At 57.7% G+C, this 18,012-nt stretch carries 11 protein-coding genes; 4 read left to right on the top strand and 7 right to left on the bottom strand.

Annotated elements, in window-relative coordinates; genetic code table 11:
- Window positions 1-234: 234 nt before the first annotated feature.
- From ACPEE1_RS00110 to ACPEE1_RS00100, 3 genes are all read left to right on the top strand, one after another.
- Window positions 235-6,051 carry a carboxypeptidase regulatory-like domain-containing protein gene (locus ACPEE1_RS00110; protein ID WP_423934915.1) on the top strand — a complete coding sequence of 1,939 codons (5,817 nt, stop codon included), beginning with the start codon at window positions 235-237 and terminating at the stop codon, window positions 6,049-6,051.
- A 75-nt stretch (window positions 6,052-6,126) separates the two neighbouring features.
- The gene (locus ACPEE1_RS00105; RefSeq protein WP_423934914.1) at window positions 6,127-9,447 is read left to right on the top strand and encodes a transglutaminase domain-containing protein; all 3,321 of its coding nucleotides are present in this window, start codon (window positions 6,127-6,129) and stop codon (window positions 9,445-9,447) included.
- Entirely contained in the window at window positions 9,447-9,704 is a 258-nt protein-coding gene (locus ACPEE1_RS00100; protein ID WP_260718626.1) for a hypothetical protein, read from the top strand. The genes ACPEE1_RS00105 and ACPEE1_RS00100 overlap by 1 nt, the downstream gene beginning before the upstream one ends.
- Before the next feature lie 109 nt (window positions 9,705-9,813).
- On the opposite strand, the gene ACPEE1_RS00095 is transcribed toward ACPEE1_RS00100, so the two are convergent.
- From ACPEE1_RS00095 to ACPEE1_RS00075, 5 genes are all read right to left on the bottom strand, one after another.
- Window positions 9,814-10,101, bottom strand: a complete 288-nt coding sequence (locus tag ACPEE1_RS00095; RefSeq protein WP_423934913.1) for a GNAT family N-acetyltransferase — start codon at window positions 10,099-10,101, stop codon at window positions 9,814-9,816.
- A 94-nt stretch (window positions 10,102-10,195) separates the two neighbouring features.
- Window positions 10,196-10,528: a hypothetical protein gene (locus ACPEE1_RS00090; protein WP_423934912.1), complete on the bottom strand. Its 333-nt coding sequence runs from the start codon at window positions 10,526-10,528 to the stop codon at window positions 10,196-10,198.
- A gap of 19 nt (window positions 10,529-10,547) precedes the next feature.
- The gene (locus tag ACPEE1_RS00085; RefSeq protein ID WP_423934911.1) at window positions 10,548-10,958 is read right to left on the bottom strand and encodes a DUF2251 domain-containing protein; all 411 of its coding nucleotides are present in this window, start codon (window positions 10,956-10,958) and stop codon (window positions 10,548-10,550) included.
- A gap of 95 nt (window positions 10,959-11,053) precedes the next feature.
- The gene (locus tag ACPEE1_RS00080) at window positions 11,054-11,890 is read right to left on the bottom strand and encodes a hypothetical protein (RefSeq protein WP_423934910.1); all 837 of its coding nucleotides are present in this window, start codon (window positions 11,888-11,890) and stop codon (window positions 11,054-11,056) included.
- 422 nt (window positions 11,891-12,312) lie between these two features.
- Window positions 12,313-13,851, bottom strand: a complete 1,539-nt coding sequence (locus ACPEE1_RS00075) for an IS3 family transposase (protein ID WP_423934909.1) — start codon at window positions 13,849-13,851, stop codon at window positions 12,313-12,315.
- Between the two features lie 268 nt (window positions 13,852-14,119).
- On the opposite strand from ACPEE1_RS00075, the gene ACPEE1_RS00070 reads away from it, so the two are divergent.
- Window positions 14,120-14,983: a hypothetical protein gene (locus tag ACPEE1_RS00070; protein WP_423934908.1), complete on the top strand. Its 864-nt coding sequence runs from the start codon at window positions 14,120-14,122 to the stop codon at window positions 14,981-14,983.
- Window positions 14,984-15,025: 42 nt separating this feature from the next.
- Here the strand turns inward: ACPEE1_RS00070 and ACPEE1_RS00065 are convergent, their stop codons facing one another.
- Window positions 15,026-17,209: a sensor histidine kinase gene (locus ACPEE1_RS00065; RefSeq protein ID WP_423934907.1), complete on the bottom strand. Its 2,184-nt coding sequence runs from the start codon at window positions 17,207-17,209 to the stop codon at window positions 15,026-15,028.
- On the bottom strand, window positions 17,187-17,879 hold the full coding sequence (locus tag ACPEE1_RS00060) for a response regulator transcription factor (protein WP_423934906.1): 693 nt from the start codon (window positions 17,877-17,879) through the stop codon (window positions 17,187-17,189). Before ACPEE1_RS00060 ends, ACPEE1_RS00065 begins: the two co-directional genes overlap by 23 nt.
- Between the last annotated feature and the right edge of the window lie 133 nt (window positions 17,880-18,012).

Genomic DNA, 18,012 nt, shown 5'->3' with positions numbered 1-18,012 from the left:
CGCCGCGCTGGCTGGCTCACCCGCTGTGGTGGCAAATACCGAGATAACCTAATACCTGCAGATCTGAAACGGAGGGATGCCTGTACGCATCCGCGTTGTCGTGTCTGCTGCGATTTTTATAAATACGAGAGATGGATGGTGACGACAATGGTGCCAGAGGGGAAGCATTTTTTTCGTGCGTGGGGCAGACGCTTATCGATATGGCTGTTACTGCTGCTGTTCATGGCTGCCGGGGTGACTGCAGCACGGGCCGATGGCGTGGCGCAGGCCAAAGGTTTGGCATGGTTGCAGGGGCAGGTTCTGCCGTCCGGCAAACTGGCTAGTAAATCACGCTTTGGTACTGCTGCGCAGGCGCAATGCGAAGCGGCGCAAACGTTGCTTCGCCTGGCAGGCAATAACAGCCAGGTAACGGCGCTGGTGAATGCCATGCCCGCATCGGGCGATAACGTACCGACGGAAACCCTGGCTTGCTGGCAGTCGCTTAAAACCCAGCAGGGCGTGCAGATTACCTCGCCGTTGTCCTCTCGGTTTATTGCCGACAAAGGCTTTGCCACCTATCCCGATGAAATGGTGCCCGGCATCATCGACACGGCCTGGGGTTACAGCACCATGGCGACACCCGCCGCATCCACGCGCCAAGGCGTCATGCAGTGGCTGATGTCCAAGCAGTCTGGCGGCATGCTCAAGGCGGGCGGCTATGCCAATCTCTACACCACGGCGGTGGTGCTGCGCGCCATCAATCCAGATGCCTTGAAGGACGCAGGCACCTTGGCCTTGGCACAGACTTTGGCCCAGGCGCTGCTGGCCAAGCAGGCGGCCTCTGGCGCATGGGGCGAGAGCCAAATGCTCACCGCTTTGGTGTTTGAAGCAGTGCATCCCTACACCGCATCGGCACCGCAGGTTGCTACCCAAGTGCAAAGCTATTTGCTGGCCAGCCAAAAGCCCGATGGATCCTGGGAAGCCGACAGCTACACGACCGCCCTCGCTTTGAGGGCTTTGGCGTTGGTTGCCGTCAAGCCGACCGACCCGGGCCAGCAGGCCAACTCCGGCACGGTCTTGGGCATGGTGCTAGATGGCAGCAGCAATGCACCGCTGGAGAACGCCACGGTCACGGTGACACCGGCTTCAGGAGGAGCTCCCATCTCGGTGCAAACCAATGCACAAGGCTTGTACGAAATCGCGGTATCGCCTGCCGGCCAGGTAGGCGTGGCGGCGACCAAGGAGGGCTATAGCCTGGTCTCCGGGTCTGGTGTGGTGCAGGCGCGCGGCAGCTTGAGCTTCTCGCCCACGTTGACCAAGGCGATCACCGTGACCCCGCCTGCCAACCCGGACCCCGCAGTGACGACGGTGACGGTGCAGGGCACGGTGACCCAAGAAGCCAATGGCGCGCCGATGGCCGGGGTGACGGTGACAGTGAAGAACACGGCCGCCGGAACAAGCTACCAGGCGAGCACCGATGCCGCAGGCAAATACAGCATCGCCAGTGTGGCTGCCGGTGCAGTCGTACTTTCTGCTGACAAAGCGGGCTGGGTCAGTGCATCGGGCACGGCACACCTGCCTGCCGGCAGCACGGGCCTTTTCTCGCCTGCGCTGATCGATGCGAGCTCGGCGGGTGCCACATCGGTGCCGGTGAGCGGACAGGTCATCGATGCGGCGACGAAAGCGCCACTGGCCGGTGTCGTGATCGCGATCCAAGGGCCCTCATCCCAAACCACCGGGTCCTCGGGTGCCGATGGCAAGTTCTCGATGACGGCGCCCATCGGGGCCATCACCCTGAGGTACACCCTGACGGGCTATGGCGCCATCAGCCAGTCTGGCACTTCATCCATCGGATCGCGGCTGGATGCCGGCATCATTGAGATGTCTGCGGCGCGCCAAACCAGCGTCTTGCATGGCCTGGTGACCGATACATCGGGCGCTGCGATTGCCAATGCCACGGTGGCCGTGGGTGCAAACAGCGCGTTGACCAATGCGGCCGGTGCCTATGTGCTCGAGGGGCTGACAGGCACCGCCTGGGATGTGCAGGTGTCTGCCAGCGGCTTCCAATCGCGTAGCTACCAACTGACGATTGCCGAGCCCGGCGATATCACGCAGGACTTTGTGATTCCGGCGTCGGCAGGGGTGGGCTTTCTCGATCTCGCCGACTTGGTGGTAGCGCCCACGACCACGGGTTTGAACAAGCCTGTCAAGGCCAGCGTCAAGCTGAAGAACAACTCTGCGGCGGCATCGACCACCAGCATCGTGCTGGAGATCCAGCGCCCCGCCGGCGATGTGGTGGCCACACTGTCTGCGCTGGATGCGGCGGCCATTCCATTGGGCGATGCGACGCTGAACCCTGGCCAAGCGCTGGAGGTGTTTTTTGACTGGAACACCGCCAGCCACGCCGCCGGCCGGTATGCGGTGATTGCCAAGCTGGTCGAGCCCGGATCGCGCGGCAAGGACAACCCCACTGGCGTGGTCACCGGCAGCTTGCGCGCCGCACTGGACATCACGCCCCAGGCCGCATTCTCTGGCTCGGCCAATGCAGAGCCGCCGGTCGTACAGGCTGGTGCGAATACGCCGGTGGCCTTTAGCGCCCTGGTCAAGAACGATGGCAACGTGGTGCTGCCCGCATCGGGCTACTTGCTCAAGGTGAGTGACTCCACCACCGGCGCGCTGGTGTACCAGACCACGGCGCAAGCCCCCAGCATTGCGCTTGGTGGCCTGCAGGAGATCAGCTTTGGTACCTGGATGCCCGACAAGGCGGCCAGCCTGAAGGTGGAGGTGACGGCAGGCATTGCGCCGGGCGCCGCTATCCAGTCCAGCCTGTATGTGGGTGATATGGCCAAGGCCGAGTTCACGGTTGACAAGCCAGTGGTTCCGCCAGGTGACCAGACGGTCAAAGGCAAGATCAAGATCACCGGGCTGGATATGGCATCGGGCAGCAGCACCGATCCGTTGGCGCCGGTGATTCGGGATGCCGTGACCAAGGCCGTGCGCTATGGCGACAGCTATGCCTACCAGCACCATGTGAGCGATCTCAAGTGCTTTGCCTGCCATGTGCAGACGCAGGCTGTGGTGGGTGGCGAGAAGAACCTGCGCTTTGTGCAGCCGCTCGACCAGAACAAGCGCAACGAGCTGATGAATGCCATCTTGCAGCAGGTGCGTGCGGACGGCAAAGTCAATTACTCGGGTGACACCTACATCCGTACCACCACCACCTTGGGCTTGTGGGCGACCAAGGAGTGGCACAACCCGCAGGAGATTGCATCGAGCAACCGCAAGCTGGCCGAAGCCATTGTCTCCATCGCCAACAATGGCGAATGGAATCCGGACTATGGCGGCCACTGGTGGGGCTCAACCGGTCAATCGACGGGCATCAATGTGGCCAGCTTGGTGGACTACAGCACGCTGCTGAACAAGCACGGCCCGGGTACCGTCAAAACCAATGCGCCAGTCAGCATTGCAGGGCTCAGCACTGGTGACCAGCGCTTGGCCGTGGCTGCCAACGGCCAGGTCTATGTGGGGGACAGGGGCCGGCAAACTGTCTATGCGGTGGATCTGGCCTCTGCCCAGGCGACGCCAGTGGCGACGGGTTTGCCGATCCAGAACCTGCGTGTGCTGGCCAATGGCAAATTGCTGATCGCCACCACTTCGGGTGTCTACCTGTCGGACACCGGGGGCACGCCCGTCAGGATCAGCAGCCAGGCCAGCAGCGATGCGATGGAGCTGGCAGGCGGGGGCTACTTGCTCAAGGCCTATGGGCAGACCAAGCTCTTCAAACTCGATGACGCGGGCAACCTGTCGGAGTTCCTTAACAGCAACCTGCTCGAATCGACGGGCGGGCAACTGGAGCAGGAGCCCGATGGCGCCATTCTGGTGACCCACCCCGGACAAAACCGCGTCTTGCGCTTTGAGCTGAGTGGCGCGTTCAGAGACACGCCTGCGGCATATACCAATGGCACGCCTTACCAGCTGGTGCGGTGGGGCGACAAGGGCTATTTGCTGAGCACCAGCAATGGGCTGTATTGGTACAACGAGAACTGGATTGTCGAGCGCCTGGGCTTTGCCTCCGTCAACACGGCGGTGGCCTTGCCGGATGGCTCGCTGCTGTGGAGCGACAGCTACAGCCTCAACCGCATGGCATTCACGCCGGCGGACGCTGCTGATGTTGCGGCCAAGATCGACGCGGCCTTGGCGAAGTCGGCGACCAAGCTGGTGGCGGGCTCGATATTCAATGCCTCGAACAATGCGGACATGGCGTTCAGAATGATGGGCCTGTCCAAGCTGCGCGAGTACTACCAAGGCACGGCGCGCGCTGCGGAGTTCGATACGCTGATCTACGACATGGCGCAGACCTTGTGGAGCCGCCAGAACAGCGACGGCGGCTGGGGCAATACGACGGGTTACACCACCAGCGACCCGGTGGCGACGGCCATCGTGGGCGTGGCGCTGGACTTCACCAACCCCTCGCGCAGCGACCCGAGGTTGCGGCGAGCGATTCAGTATGTGCTTAACCAGCAGCGCGCCGATGGCTCCTGGCTGAGTAACCAGGGGCTGGGCGGATCGCTGCTGTCTTCGACCTGGATCGAGATCTGGCTGCCCACGATGCTGGACCGTCTGGGTGCGCTCGATGCCGACCTGGTGGTGAACTTTGCGGCCAACACGGCGCCGACAAATATCCAGCCCGCGCCCACCAAGACGCTGCCGCAGGCCGATGGCTCCACGCAATACCTGTGGTCATTCACCGGCATTACCGAGACGGGCCGCGAGGTCAACTTTGACCTGGCGCTGGCCAACATGGCCATTGAAGAAGTGCGCCCGGCCGCGCAGATCGCGAGCCTGCAGTTCCAGAACAGCTTTGTGGTGGGCGAGGTGGTGTCGCCCATCGTGGTGCCGCGCATTGCCGCCAATGCCAACATCCGCATCCAGGCGTTGACGGACAAGCCGGTGTACACCAGCCAGGAGACCGCGTTCTTCTCCGCTCCGGTCACCAACCAGGGTGTGGCTGCGCGTGAGGCACAAGTGCGCTTTACCGTGTTGGATGCCAATGGCGATGCCGTGGCCTCTCTGCCTTTGCCTGCACCGGTCAACGTCGGTGTGGGGCAGACCCTGCAGGTGGACAGTACCTGGCCGGCAGCGGGTGTGCTGGCGGGCGACTACCTGCTGCTGGCCGAGCTGGTGTCGCCAGAAGGGGTGGTTTACGGCAGTGCCACCGCACCCTTCAAGGTGGTGGGCGGCCCGGGGCCCGGCAATGCGACCAAGATCAGCACCGACAAGGCCGAGTACCTGGTGGGCCAGGCCACGCAGATCACCTCACGTGCAGGCAACACTTCATCGAACGTGGTGCAGCAAAACCTGCGTGCAGAAACCGTGGTGCTGCAGCTGACGAGCACCAAGCGTGAGCGGATGAAGGCGTCCCCTTCGTTCCAGCAGATGGAGGCGATCACGCAGCTGGTGCCCGCCGGATCGCGCGAGTTTGGCTACACCCTGCTCGCAGGGCAACTGAGCGAAGGCACCTACCAGGCGCATCTAAAGCTGTACGACAGCGCGGGCAACCTCTTGTCTGAAAGCACGACGGGCTTCCAGGTCAAGGCGGCAGCCGCTTGCGTGCCTGGTGCAGTGGGTGCCATTACCGCAACGCCCAGCACGGCCAACATTGGCGACAGCGTTGCGCTGGGCTTCAAGCTGGACAACCCCGGCGCTGCGCTGGCCAACGGCGCTGTCACTTTGCGTGTGGTCCACCCCGACAGCGGCGCGCTGCTGATGGAAGAGGCCAGCGCCAATGTGTCGGTAGCAGCTTCTGGCCAGTGGAGCCAGAACTACCGCTGGACCGTGCCGCAAGGTGCGCCCGCCAACGTGCTGGTGATTGCCAGCCTGGGTGCAGCGGGCTGCGAGGAAGCGGTGGCGACTGCGACCTTGAAGATTGGCAACGGCGGCAATGGCAGCGGAACAGACACCGGCACAGCCAAGAAGGTGCCAGTCCATGGCCCTGCTGGATTGCTGTTGCTGAGCGCCGCGCTGGCTTGCCTGGCCGCTGCGGGCCTGCGACGCCGGCAATCGGTCCGCTGAGCACCACAAAACGGGTCCATGCGCCAAGGTATGGGCCCGCACATGACAACGACAAAAAAAGAGAGAGAGAACGACATGGCGATCGTTAATGCAAACAGCCGGATGGCAGTCGCAGCGGGTGATGCAGCGACCGATGCCGTGATGCGCGGCTTCAAGAAAATAGTGCGTCCTGTTGCCTACGTGGTGGCTGCCGCCCATATCGCGTTGGCGCTGCAACCGCTGAGCGCCATCGCCCAGGAAAAAGGCCAGCAGGCCTACAACCCGATGGCGCAAAGCCAAATGCAGCGCCTGCAGGCCTGGGATGCCAAACTGAAGGCGGCCAACTACCAGGCCCAGAAAATGGAACAGGCCGGATCGTTGCGCTTGCAAGAATTGATTGCGCAAGCGGGCGAGCAAACCCGGGATCTGCAGGTACAGCAGTCGCTCACCCAACCCCAGCAAAAGAAGGCGGGCCCAGGGCCCATCTACAACGCCAAGACCACCCCGGCATCGCTGCGCGACACGCTGGCCGCTATCCAGGACGAGAGTGGTACGGCGCGCGAAGACTTGCGCAGCATGCGCGCTGAGTCGGTGCAAAAAGGCCTGGGTGCCGAGATACTGGCCCGCCACGATGCAGCGGCTGCCGAGTTTGAGTTGAAGGTGCAAAAGCTCGATGCGTTGGCTGCGCGCTTGCTGGGCAACAACGGCGGCCTGGCGGCCAAGTCTGCCGCCGCCATCAACAGCACGGATCTGCAAGCGCTGGGTGCACTGCTCGCGCAAGGCGCACCGCAGAAGAAAATCACCACCAGCCCGGAGCTGCCCTGGCGCACTCCCACCCCTACCAAACGCGAGCCCGCGCAGACCCGCCAGGCCTGGAGCGAGCAACTGGGCCTGCCAATGGGCCAGGCCGCGCTGCAGTCTGCACCAGTGACCAAGCTCACCACCGTGGGCGGCGTGCAATTTACCGTGCCACCCAGCGCCGACCAGGCGCCCAGCGATGCCGACCTGGGCGAGACCGACGAGATCGTGCTGACCGATGCGATCAAGGCCAAGGCCGCCGAGCTGGGCAAGAACCCCGTCGCTATCCAAAACTGGGTGCGCAACCACATCGAATGGGTGCCCACCTGGGGAGCCGTGCAGACGGCCGACACCGTGCTGGCCAGCGGCCGGGGCAATGCCTTTGACATTGCCAGCCTGGCCATTGCGCTGCTGCGCGCGAGCAATATCCCCGCCCGCTACCAGCTGGGCACCATTGAGCTGCCCGTGGCCCAGACCATGAACTGGGTAGGCGGCGCCCAGGTGCCCGCGGCTGCGCAGCAGCTGATGGCCCAGGGCGGCATCGCCAACACCGGCATCATCATGAATGGCAAGATTGCCTCCATTCGTATGGAGCACGTCTGGGCCAGCGCCTATGTCAACTATGCAGCCAGCAAAGGCGCCGTTGATGGCGGCGCCGATGCCAGCCCACCGCAGCACCCCAACATCAACGCGAACGCCAATGGCTGGCTGCCGCTCGATGCCAGCTACAAGCAATACCAGTACGCCCCGGGCATGGACCTGCAAAAGGCGGTCCCGCTGGATGCCAAGGCGCTACTCGACAGTGCCCAGTTGGGTGCCACCGTCAACGAAGCTGAAGGCTGGGTGCAGAACCTGAACCAGGCCGCCGTGCAAAACCAGATGCAGCAGTACCAGGCCCAACTGCAAAGCTACATCAACAGCCAGAACGCTGGCGCCACCGTGGGCGATGTAATCGGTAAAAAGATCATTGCCGAGCGCATGCCCTCCACGCTGAGCGGCCAGCTGCCCTACACGGTGGTGACGGAAAACCCCGCCACCAGCCGCATCCCTGCCAGCCTGCAGCACCAGTTCCAGTACAGCCTGATGGACCAGTGGGGCGAGCAGATCCTGAGCTACACCGCCAAAGTCAGCCAGTTGGCCGGCAAGCGCATCACGCTGAGCTATGTACCCGCCGACAAGGCCACCGAAGACCTGATCGCCAGCTATCTGCCCAAGCCCCATGCAGACGGCAGCCCCATCCAGCCAAGCGAGCTGCCCACAAGCCTGCCGGGCTATCTGATCCGCTTGAACCCGCAAATCAATGTGGATGGCCAGGTTGTCGCCCGCAGCAGCATGGGGCTCACCATGGGCACCGATTTGCAAGGCCAGGGCGGTTTTACGCAATACAGCAACCCCACTCAGTGGGACCTGACGCCCGACTCGAGCCATGTGGTGGGGCAGGCGACTGCGATTGGGATCAGTGCGGGAGGGATCAGTGCTAAGCAGCTGGAGGTACTCAAAGCAAGGCTGAACAACACCAAGAGCCAGCTGCAAGCCAATGACGTGCAGAACCTCACGGGTGAGAAAGTCAGTGGCGACCTGCTGACGGCCGTCATCTGGAGCTGGTTTGCGGTGGCGGAAAGCCATAATCGCCTCAGCCAGAACCAAACCGGCGTCATGGAGACGCCAGGACTGAGCTACGGTCTATTCCATGCTGCGGCCAGCCCTATTTACAGTTGGGGTGTGGTTCGACAGGTCAGATTTCCCGGTGTGAATTTGGACATTGGCCATATCCGTAACCTGACCTGGGCGAAGGACAACGACAAAAGCAAGTGGATTGGCTACAACCGCATTCGCGGGCAGTTCATGAGTGCGCTGGAGCATGCAGTACCGGAGCGGTTCTTTAATGATTCGGCGCAGTGCAACCTGGTGGGGGCAGCCAATCCGGTAGCAGGCCTGCCCAGTTGCCCCGAGGGCATCTCGGCAGTCAAAGCCATTGGGCTTGCAACGGCTGAAGGGCAAAAGATTTACACCATCACCCAAAAAATCTACGCCAACCATCCGAACATCGTGAATGCTGCACTCAGCGCGCACAGCTATGAGACGCAGATGAAAGTGGGGCAAGCACTGGCTGCGGGGAAAGAGGTAACGATCCACGAGCGCCCGATCATTTTGCATGGCTGGAAAGGTGCTGGTTTTATCAGCATTGATCCAGAAACCGGCGCTGGCGCCTATACCATTGAGGGGGGCAGCAATGGAGGCTGGTTGACGTTGCTTTCAGCCGCCCTGGCTGGGCTGGTAGATGCATTGATCACAAAACTCCGAAACCCCAATGCAGTCAATGGACCTTTGAATGAACTGACGAGATCGTATTACATCAATTTGGCGGCTAAAGCCGCCACGATTCTGTCGTTCATCGTATCCATTGTCGATATTGTCCAGAATCCGGATCTGTCTACCCCCAAGAAAGTGGCTCAGATTCTGATGGTGCTGTCATTCTCTGTCGCCGCGATGGAGGGCGCTGCTGCTTTGGGGCTATTCTTTGCCAACCCTATTACAGGCGCGGTGCTAGGAGTCTTGCTGGCAGTTGCATTGGCCTATTTCTTGATGGAGCTTAATATGGCGATTGCGGAACTGTAATGTACAGACTCACTTCGATTCTCATCCCCTCACTCATATTTTTGCTTGCTGCCTGCATTTGCTTTTTGATGAGGATGGCTTTTTCGGTGCCAGCGCTGAGCTTCTTCAAAGCGTTTGGCATTGGAATGGTGTTGGCGCTGATGGAGGTGCAGCTGCTGAAAAGGATGGATGAGGGCAAGCTGAAGTATTTGTTGCTGGATGGCGCAATCTTCCCGTTTCTCTCCATGGGGATTGCTGCAGGTTTTTTGATCGGTTGAGCTTTACGAGCGAGGCAGACGGCTGCTGCTATGGGGGTCGATCTGCATTGGCGGTGGTCAAAGCGCACATGGGCCGAAGTAAGGTCCCATGTGTGCAGCCTAGAGCCGATCAGGACAGCACGTCGCGCAGCGACGCATCCTTGGCGAACTGGGCCTTGGCAAAGGGGCACAGTGGCAGCACCTTGGTGTGGGTCTCACGGGCCCAAGCCACCAGCGCATTGAGCAGCTGGCGGCCTGCGCCTTCGCCGCGCAGTGAATCATCCACTTCCGTGTGGTCGATGATGATCATCGTGGCATTGGTGCGGCTGTAGGTCATCTCGGCCACGCGTGTGGCATCGCGGTTGATAAAGAACGCGCCTTTGGAATCGGCTTCTTCGTGTTGGACGGTGTAGTGCATGCGGGCCTTGGGTTGAACAAAACCCCAAGAATAAGGGATGGCGGCAGCCCTGGCGGTGGAGGTGGCTTGGAGCAGGGCGCTGATGCGCGAGGATTCAATCCGCGCAGTCCGCGTCTTCGTCGTCGTCCTCTGGCGGGTTTTCAAACCGCTCCCAGGCGCCACCTACTTCCTGGCGCCAGGCGCTCCAACCCAGTGGCAGGTCTGCGATTTGCGCCAGGCTCTGGTCGCGCTCATACATGCAAGCCATGCAGACCAGGAGGGCCTCGCCGGGCTCGTCGGTGCTGGCATCCAGAAACTGCCAAGCCCCATCGGCATCATGCGAGACCATCAACACTGGCAGATGCTCGCGTACCACCTTGGTCGTAGAAAAGCTGGCGGTGTTGTGCGCATCGGCAAAGGGCCAACGGTCAAACTGGTGGCTGTGCATGGCGATGCTCCTCGTCGTCTCAGGCTTCGGTGGCAAACAGCTCGATGGCGTCGTCCGACCAGTCATGGCCGCTCCAGCCGGAATCTGCATCAGGGGGCGGAAAGGCGGTGCGGCAGTAGCCGCGCTTGGCCGCAAAATCAAACACCGCATGCGGGTAGCCATTGATCAGCAGCACCACCTTGCTGCCGTCGGTGGACCAGCCAATCGTCACTTCGGACGGCAGGTGCTTGTCGGAGACATCGGCCACGTTGTAGATGTGCAGCGCGTTCTGGATGGGTTGCTCGGCATTGGCAAAATCCAGCGCATAGAAGTAGGCGGTGTCGCCATCGTCTTCAAACACGGCCACATAGCTGCCTTCGGGCGCATTACCTTGCATCGGCTCGGCAGCGCCGATCTGGATGGTGCTCTGGGCGGTAACAACGATGGGCATGAACAGTCCTTGTCATGGATGAGAGGGAAGCCGTGGCGGCCAGCAAAGGACCAGCATAAACGGGCTTTGTGGCAGCGCTGGGTAGGCCAAGGTAGTTATCGCGTGCCCCGGATATGGGCGATCACTTCGCGCAAGGTGGTGGCCTCTGGCACCCACCAGTCTGCCAGCGCACCCAGCGCCACGGCGCAGACCAGGGCGCCGAGCAGCGGCTTCCAGGTCAGTCGCACGGCCGAGGCCAGCCAGCCTGCGCGCTCGACCCGCACCAGGGCGCGGGCGGTCATCATCGAAAAGGCCAGCTCCACCGCGACGGTCAGCAGCACATCCACGCCAAAGTACAGCCACAGCAGCGCGCCAAAGCCAAAGAAGGCCAGCAGCAGGGCGGCAAACACCGCCAGGATGGGGACGATGATGATGCCCTCATCGCCGCCCCCGATATCGACCACATCGACGGCATCGGTCCAGGAGCTGGAAGCACCTGATGCAGTCGACGACAGGTCCACTTCCGCCCAATCTCCTGACGCCCCACCACCACCAAAATTGCCGCCCCCGCCTGACTGCCAATCGGGCGCGCCTTTGTCTACGTGCAGATCGGGCACCGGGTCGATGCCATCGGCCCAGGAGTCTTCGCGCTTGCGCGCATAGGCATTGCGCACCAGGTAGGCCGCCCACAGCCGCAGCACCAGCAGGTACACGGCATAGCCCACGCCCAGGCTGATGGCATAGCGCAGCGCCATCGATGTCACCCCGGAATGGAGCAGTGCTGCCGTGACCGCCCACATCACCAGCAAGACCAGCAGCCCCATGCACAGGCCATGCAGACGCAGCCAGTGTTTTTTCTGCAGGGTGGATGCCATGTGCTGGGGCATGCGCAGCGATGACCAGCTGGACTTGCGCTTGCGTTGGGCGGCGCGGTTGTGGGGTGCTTGGGCCAAGGCGAAAGGGCGGGGAGTGAGGTCGGGAGCAGTGTAGCTCCAGATTGGACGTCGTCTGCTTGCTGATACCAACGATGCCGGAGAGACCATCCAGCCGAATACTGGAGGCTTTGCGCATGGCTCGGACGGCATGGCCAAGGTCTGACGAAGACTTGATGTCGAGCTTCATAGTTCCTGGTTGACTAGGAATTATGGAAAGGCATTGATAACGTTTGTAAAAATGCCTAGCAAAATAGGATTTATGGCTGGATAGTAGTTCGGGTTTGATGGAAATCCCAGTCTGTCAGTCGCAGGCAGATTGCGAGAGCAGGCATGAATCGCGAGCGCGCCAGCACACGCAAAAACAGCCGCTTTCGCGGCTGTTTTATGGAGGTTTCTGACTAGTCCGAAGTATGGGGATGCGGATAAAAACTTGGACTGGTTTACGCCGCAAGTCCAAGGCTCGCCCGGTATTCAACAGGGCTGAGAGAGCCAAGGGATATCTTGATCCGCTTCTCGTTGTACCAGCGGATGTACGAGTCGACCACCTTAATGAACTGCTCGATGGTCGTGCCCTTCCAGTCCCGAGGATAGAACAACTCGTTCTTGAGGCGGCCGAAGAAGCCTTCGCAAGCCGCGTTGTCAGGAGAGCAGGCCTTGCGAGACATCGAGCGGGTGAGGTTCGCCTCGCTCATCCTAGAGAGCCAGCCTGGCCAACGGTAGTGGCCACCACGATCAGAGTGGACCACTGGACGATCGCTTGTGTCTGCCACTGTCTCAATAGCTGCATCCAGCATTGAGTTGACCAGCTCTGCGTCCGGGCTCGTTCCAATGGTCCAGCTCACCACCATGCCGTCGAAGCAATCGATGATGGGTGACAGGTACACCTTGCCTGCTCGGATCTGGAATTCTGTAATGTCCGTGAGCCACTTTTCATTTGGGGTGGCCGCCTGGAAGTCACGGTTGATGATGTTATCTGGTGCCGGGCTGATCTCGCCGAGGTAGGACGCGAACCTGCGCCGCTTGGGCTTTGCGACGACCAGATTCTCTTGCTTCATCAGTCGCTGCACCACTTTCTCGGAGATCGGGCCTTGCTCTCTGGCCAGAGAGGCTTGCAGCCTGCGGTAGCCGTAGCAGCGGTGGTTGGACTCAAAGATCTCGGTAAGGGACTGGCGCACCACAAGGTACTTGTCGCCGACCACTGTGCGGGACCGATGGTAGAAGTATGAGCTGCGTGCAAGACCCAACTGTGCAAGGAGCTCTGGCAGGCGGTAGTGCTCCTTGAGGGCGTCAATCAGCAGTGTCTTCTCCCGGTTGGACAGGAGCTGCAGATCGACGCCCAGACCTTTTTTTAACAGTTCATTGGCCTTGTTCAAGAGGTCCTGCTCAAGGCGCAGTTGCCTGACTTCGCGGCGCAGTATCTCAACCTGGCGCTCGAGTTCTTCGCGCTCTCGCTCCTGCGGTGATTGATCGGTGTGCTTCATTGATGCGGGTGCCTCACGTCCCAGCAGCTGGTTCTTCCAGTTGTACAACGTTGGCCGGCATACGCCGAACTTATCAGCCACTGTTTGCGCACTTTCCTGCCGAGTGCAAAGCTCCATGACTCCCGCTTGCTTCAAGCTCTCGGGATACCTTCGTTGACCCACACTGCCAACCAGAGCCCTTCTGGCCTCAGGGAAAGCCTCACGCACCCATTTGGTAAGCGTTCCACGACTGGGGTAGCCCAGCGCCCTCATGGTGGCCGCGATGCATCGGTCATGGGTGAGGTAGTGCTCGATGGCTGCGGCCTTCTGCGCCTGCGAGAACTTCGGTTCACGGCCTGCGTAGCCAGCGGACAAGTCGAGCTTGAGCTGGTACTCGTTGTACCAACCCTTCAAAGAATTCTTCGTCGGATAGCCCAGCTGCCGGAGGGTGGGCCTGACGCGCTTGCCCAGCTTGATGTAGAGCTCAACGGCTCGGATTCGATCTTCGTAGGAATACATGAACTACCTCCTGGTAGTCCAAGTTTTTATCCGCACCCCCTGCTGGTCAAGATTGCATCGGCCCTAACACTCACTCATCTCCTGAGCCTACCGCAGCCGACAGCCTGATTCGTGCAACAACGCCTTTCTACGTAATTGGGCTATCTTCTAAATTGTTGATGGTAAATTGAATTATCCTTGAAGCCAGTGAAATCTAGTTGCTTTGCCAAATTTCATGCCAAGCCACACACCGACCGAGGTATAGTGGCGCAAAAAATAGGATGTATTAATGCCGATGAGTCAGTGCCAAACGAAATGGATACTGGGAAGTGATTTGCTTGTTGAGTTGATGACGGATAACTTTGTATTGCGCTCAAATCATAATAAGCCATCCATCTTGAATATATGTAGTGATTGGACACAAAGCAAAGAACACATTGAAGTAGTGCGTGGTTTATTGACTTGGCTAGTCTCTAGAGCTTACGGTTTGAGTCGAAATCAAGAATCTCCCGACACTTGCTTCACTTGTGGAGGCTGGTACACCGAGGATGATATACGTCGATTCTCCGCACAATTGCTTGCCGTACCCCATGCCGTGCAAGAGGCCATTCAAGAGCTTAGGGATATGCAGCCTTTCGTTCAAGCTCAGGTGAAGCATTCTTCGCAATACGCAAATGGGGTGGTAAAGATTGGTCGCGGTTACCGAAACGAAAGCTGGAGGCAGGGACTGTCAAGTGTAAGCTCCAATTATGCTAACCGCCTCCTCAGGTACGCACGTGCAGCTCAGATAGCAGGTCTAGCAAGCATTCAGGTCCCCCATGACACGTTGACCTCGTGGTCAACTACAGGCGATTACACCGGCTGTGAGGCTGTAGCTCTGGAGCGGGTTCCAATTAGTCAGGTGCTTCTAAATAGCGATATGCTCGGAGGCGATAACAAACGTTATCGCAATACTGTCGAATCAGGAGAGTGGATAATTATCACACCCGCCCCTACAGGCATGAGGGTTATTGAGGTAAAAAATGTTAATCCAATTCGCCGAGCTAAATGGCCAATGGTGGATGAGGGAGATGTTGAAGAAATCCTCGCTCAGGGAATGCCTTCCCAGCTAGTTTGCGCACCGCTGACATTTTGGGATACCTTGCCATCTTGACCGGCTAAGCTTTGTAAATATAATGAATTGGAATTTATTTAATTATTTAACCTTTGCGCGAGGGAATTGTAAAATCAATGATACTCCATTCGCTTCGTTTCTCGCACTAAGTGTCACGTTCATTGCCAGTGCATAGATTCTAGACGCAAAAAGTCCCAAACCACTGTTCCCTGTTTTTTCCGTCCCGCTAACACCTAAATCAAAAATTCGCGGAAGATATTGTTCTGGAATGGGTTTTCCATGATTAAAGACTGCTAATTCAACTTTGTCATTGATTAACGAAAGTCTTAGTTCAACATCCGTACCGTGCTTTCTGTATCGCTGGGCGTTATCTAGTAAATTGTCCAGAATTTGCTCCAACTGAATTGAATCCATCTCTACAGTTACTTCTTCGGTTGGTCCAACATACGTAACATTTTTACCGTCTTGATTAAGATTGTCAGAGAATACTTGAAGCCACAATGCTAAGTTTGTGGGCGCCATTGTTATTTCACCAGAACGAAGGCCGTCCTCAACGCTTGTCGCATCTTGAAGTGCTTCAACAGCACGTCGAATACGGGAGAGCTTCTGTTGGACCAGTTCCTGACCTTTCGTTGCATTAAATAGAGAGTTGAGAGGGGCACGAATTTCGTGACCAATGGCGTCGAGAATAGACTTGCGATTTACTACATGCGCTTCAGCGAGGCGCATTTGCTCAGCTTGCTCTATCGCTATTCGACGCTGTCTTTTAACAAGGCTAACATCTCTTGAACGACTACGTTTAAGCAATAGATAGAAAACACGAGCTAGCGTCCCAATTTCGTTTCTACCGGCAAACCTCTTGAGGTCTCCATCGCGTGTAGGTACAACAGTCATCGCATAAGCCATTTTTCTTAGTTTTCTTAGCTTGATTGCGTTATGGCTCCAATAGAAGGCTAAAGCAATAATGACTAAGCCTGCTGCGGACATCCAGGTAAAAGCTCGAGTTGCAAGGTCTGGCAGCTTGAATGGGGTTGCGGTCAAAGATGCTTGGACTTTGCTAAGTCCTCTCACGCGCATATCTTCAGCAACTGAAACTGGGCCTCTCTGTCGTATGCCATGAGATATTATAAATTCAGACCAGCCATCGGCGACATTTTGCCACCAGCCGTCTAGTCGAGTTGTGGATGGACTTATGGCGACATCGTCTGAACGCCAAACAGTGTTGCGGACTCCCGCTAAGTTAGAAGAGGTTATTTCAAGTGAAGTCCCGGAGGAAACAGCAGAAAGATATGCCTGAGTCAGTGATACAAGAGGGGTGCCTTCTTTACCTGGCGGTATATCGAATATCACCTTGGACTCAATTTCCGGTTCCGACTTGTCATAAACCTTAATTCCAACAAAGGTCCTTTTTAAAGCATCTGGCGGCCAATTTTCGTCGGAGCCGGCTGCCTGTAATAGTGCGGAGTCGAGGCGGCCAACAATAGTCACATAGTTCTGAGGAGAGGTTCCATTCTCCTCCACCAAGCTTTCAAATGCTTGGCCGCTTATGTAGCGTGATGACAATCCTCCTTCGCCCGCAGCAAAGCCCGACAACTCATGAATCTGTTCAAAGCGTGCGAGTTGTGAGGGGTAGCGCATGCGAGCCAATGGAGGGACTTGATAAGCTAAAGAGATGCGACTCTCACGTTGTCCACTGAAGGTAAGGACTACCCGGTTAACCTCTGCCAAAGGTTTTCCTACTCTATGGCGTTCTATTTTGCTCGTTGGATAGCGTAGAAAGAAATAGACATACTTTCCAGTGGGGTCTCCAGGAACTGCTGCAAAACATGCGCGCAAGCTTCCTGGTAATTCGGTACCTTTGGTGTTGTCTTGGTATACCAACTGGCACGCACGCGGTACTTCTATATTGATGTCACCCGTCTTAAATGCTCTTGCATTAGCCCTCTGCAGCATGTAAGAGAAGAACGACTTGCGCAACGAAACTATCGTGATTGGACGCGAAGCTGCAGAAAAGTCAGATGGATTTTCAAGTAAAGATGAACCATCTGCTTCCCGAATGTTAAGTAAAAACTGAGCAAGCTGTCCCTTCAGCTCTGACTCTTGAACTCTTTGTTCTTTTTTGTATGCTGACCAGCTGATGTCGAACAATGCACCCAATAAAAGAGTCGTAAGAACCGTCAAAAGAAATATAGAGCCGAGAGTAAAATCCCAGCTCCTAAAAAACGTCAGCAGACGCCACCGTTTAGATTTTCCAGTAGTAGCCACGACCCTGCTCATTATTAATGTGGTCAAATTCATTATCTATTTCTTTAAATTGACTTCGAATATTAGAGATTTGGGTCGCAAGGGCTTTGGAGCTCATCCCTGATTTTAGATTCTTTAAGAGATTTCTAGTTTCAACTACTGCGCCAGGCTTCTCAATTAAACACTGGACGATGCTCAATTGGGTCATCGTAAGTGCAACAGGCCTATTTTTCCAAAGGTATTTGTTTTTCCTGTGCGGGTCAGCTGTTAATCCGTCAGGCAAGCCATTTCTCGTTGCTAGGTCGCTGCTCACATCATCTTTGAACCATTCAAATGCATGTTCGATTTTGTTGATAAGGTCTCGTTCATCAACTGGTTTAGCTATGAAATCATAAGCATGAAGCGTAAGAGCAAGACTTCGAAGGTTATCCTCAGGCATGCCCGAAACTACGAGGGTTGGCCAAGTGGCTCGGATATCGCTTAATAAACCTAAGCCTGCATATCGATTTTTTGCACCTGAGCCAAGCTCGATATCCATTATTACCAAGTCAAATCTACCATCGCGTAGAAGTGCTTCGGCTTCAGCTTTATTAAATGCTTGTTCGACTTGAGCGTCAAAAGAGTCTTCGATGAGCGCTTTTAGGATGTCGCTGTCTTGGCGTACGTCCTCGATGATGGCGATGCGTTTCATTCGGCACCTTGGAACATGATTCTGGGACCTTCGAGCATCTCATGCCTTTGACCAAAATTTCCTGAACACCGGTTCAGCTTTCGGAACCGCCTTCCACAGGATGTCAAGGAAACCGGTCGAGGTTCTACAGGTG

This window comes from Comamonas sp. 23, assembly GCF_049601575.1.
GTDB classification, from domain to species: domain Bacteria; phylum Pseudomonadota; class Gammaproteobacteria; order Burkholderiales; family Burkholderiaceae_C; genus Comamonas; species Comamonas squillarum.
This window is presented reverse-complemented; position numbering and strand designations above follow the sequence as displayed.

Coding starts and splice junctions, on each gene's coding strand:
- ACPEE1_RS00105 (WP_423934914.1), top strand. CDS start 6,127: ATGGCGATCGTTAATGCAAACAGCCGGATGGCAGTCGCAGCGGGTGAT.
- ACPEE1_RS00095 (WP_423934913.1), bottom strand. CDS start 10,101: ATGCACTACACCGTCCAACACGAAGAAGCCGATTCCAAAGGCGCGTTC.
- ACPEE1_RS00085 (WP_423934911.1), bottom strand. CDS start 10,958: ATGCCCATCGTTGTTACCGCCCAGAGCACCATCCAGATCGGCGCTGCC.
- ACPEE1_RS00060 (WP_423934906.1), bottom strand. CDS start 17,879: ATGAAACGCATCGCCATCATCGAGGACGTACGCCAAGACAGCGACATC.
- ACPEE1_RS00070 (WP_423934908.1), top strand. CDS start 14,120: ATGCCGATGAGTCAGTGCCAAACGAAATGGATACTGGGAAGTGATTTG.
- ACPEE1_RS00075 (WP_423934909.1), bottom strand. CDS start 13,851: ATGTATTCCTACGAAGATCGAATCCGAGCCGTTGAGCTCTACATCAAG.
- ACPEE1_RS00100 (WP_260718626.1), top strand. CDS start 9,447: ATGTACAGACTCACTTCGATTCTCATCCCCTCACTCATATTTTTGCTT.
- ACPEE1_RS00090 (WP_423934912.1), bottom strand. CDS start 10,528: ATGCACAGCCACCAGTTTGACCGTTGGCCCTTTGCCGATGCGCACAAC.